This window comes from Kitasatospora sp. NPDC056783, assembly GCF_042789895.1.
In the GTDB taxonomy this organism is placed as follows: Bacteria; Actinomycetota; Actinomycetes; order Streptomycetales; family Streptomycetaceae; genus Kitasatospora.
In genome coordinates this window covers 1-1,990 of sequence record NZ_JBHUAF010000665.1, presented here as the reverse complement: position 1 = coordinate 1,990, position 1,990 = coordinate 1, and the positions used below count along the sequence as shown (strand labels likewise).

General features: G+C 78.2%; 2 protein-coding genes. Both read left to right on the top strand.

Going from position 1 to position 1,990, the window contains the following annotated elements; genetic code table 11:
• Window positions 1-581, top strand: a 581-nt coding sequence (locus tag ACFRMQ_RS40425) for a GtrA family protein (RefSeq protein WP_380735908.1), incomplete at its 5' end; no start/stop codon positions are given.
• A gap of 66 nt (window positions 582-647) precedes the next feature.
• A complete protein-coding gene (locus ACFRMQ_RS40420; RefSeq protein WP_380735909.1) occupies window positions 648-1,808 on the top strand; it encodes an ROK family protein in 1,161 nt (386 codons plus the stop codon).
• The last annotated feature ends 182 nt before the right edge of the window (window positions 1,809-1,990 follow it).

Here is a 1,990-nt window from a genome sequence, read left to right as displayed (position 1 = left end):
ACACTGCGGGGATGCCGTCCCCCACGCAGCGCGCCCTGGCCCGGGTGCCCGCGCGGCTGCGCCCCTTCCTGGTGCGGCACCGCCGACTGGTGAAGTTCCTGCTGGTCGGGAGCGGCTGCTTCGTGCTCACCACGGTGATCGACTTCGAGCTCAAGTTCACCGTGCTGGAACACAAACCGGTGGTCGCGCTGACGGTCGCGACGGTGATCGGCACCGCGGTCTCGTACGTGCTGAACCGCCGCTGGGCCTTCCGGGCCGACGGACGGCGGCGCGAGGTACTGATGTTCGTCCTGGTCAGCGCGGTGGCGATCGCCGTCAACGACGTACCGCTGGCGGTCTCCCGGTACCTGCTGGACCTGCGCGAGCCGTACGTCGACGCCTTCCGGCAGGAGATCGCGGACTTCCTCAGCGGAATGGTCGTCGGCACCTTCGTGGCGATGCTGTTCCGCTACTGGGCGATGCGGCGATGGGTCTTCGCCCCGCTCGCCGAGCCGCCCCCGCTCACCGAGCCCGCCCCGATCCCGGCGGTGGCCCCGGAACCCGGCTACGCTGCACCCGAGATGCCACGGGATGTGCCGTAAAGGGGCGAGGTGAGCCTTGTGCGCGAGCCGGACGCCCTCCGGACCGGGCCCGCCAGCCAGCAGGGGATGCGCCGGGCCAACCTGGCCCTGGTGCTCGGGGTGATCGCGAGCGGCCCGCGCTCGCGCGCCGAGGTGGCCGCCGGCACGGGGCTGACCAGGGCCGCCGTCTCCTCGCTCGCCGAACAGCTGATCGCCGCCGGCCTGGTGGTCGAGGAGGGACCGGCCGCGTCCAGCGGCAGGGTCGGCCGCCCCGGCACCGCCCTCGGCCTCAACCCGGCCGGGCCCGGCGGACTCGGCGCCGAGATCGGGGTCCGGCACCTGGGCGCCTGCGTGGTCGACCTGCGCGGCGAGGTCCGCGCCGCACGGCGCCGGGAGGTCTCCAACCACGGCCGCGAGCCCGCCGCCGTCATGGCCGACCTCGCCGGACTGCTGAGCGAGGCCGTCACCGAGGCGGGGCTGCGCCCGGCCGGACTCACCCTGGCCGTGCCCGGACTGGTCGGCGCCTCCGGCGGGGTGCTCCAGCGGGCCGCCAACCTGGACTGGCGGGACGTCCCGCTGGCCGCCGAACTGCGCCCGGCGCTGCGGGCGGTCGGCGGCGGCCTGGCCGAGCTGCCGATAGAGGCGGACAACGAGGCCAACCTCGGCGGCCTGGCCGAGCACTGGCTGGGCGAGGGCCCGGAGGACTTCCTGTACGTCTCCGCCGAGGCCGGGGTCGGCGCGGCGATCGTGGTCGGCGGCCGGCTGCTGCGCGGGGCGCGCGGCTTCGCCGGCGAGTTCGGCCACGTACCGGTGCACCCCGAGGGGCCGCGCTGCGCCTGCGGCGCGCACGGCTGCCTGGAGCAGTACGCGGGCGAGGCGGCGGTGCTGCGGGCGGCCGGCCTGGCCGGGGCCGGCGGCGACTGGGTGGCGCTGCTCGCCGACCGCGCCGGTGCCGGGGACCGGGCGGCCCGCACCGCGCTGGCCGGGGCGGGCGCGGCGCTCGGCACCGCGGCCGCCGGGGCGGTCAACCTGCTGGACCCGGCCGAGGTGGTGCTCGGCGGCGGCTACGCCCGGCTGGCGCCCTGGCTGCTGCCCGCGATGCGCGCCGAACTGGCCGCCCGGGTGACTGTCCGGCCGTGGCCCGCCGACCGGCTCACCGTCTCCCGGCTCGGCCGCCGGGGCCCGCTGCTGGGCGCGGCGGTGCGGGTCGTGCGGGCCGTGGTCGCCGATCCGGGGCCGCTCGGCTGACCCGCGCGGTGCGGCGTGGTGCGGCGCGGCCGGGCCCGGGGTCGCGGGGCCTGCTGGGCGGGCCGGTCGTGCGGCCCACGGGCCGACCGGCGCGGCCCCGGACGCGGCCGAGCCCCCGGCCTGGGGAGGCCGGGGGCTCGGGGCGGTCGGTGGCGGTCGGTGGCGGGAGGCTCAGGCCTCGT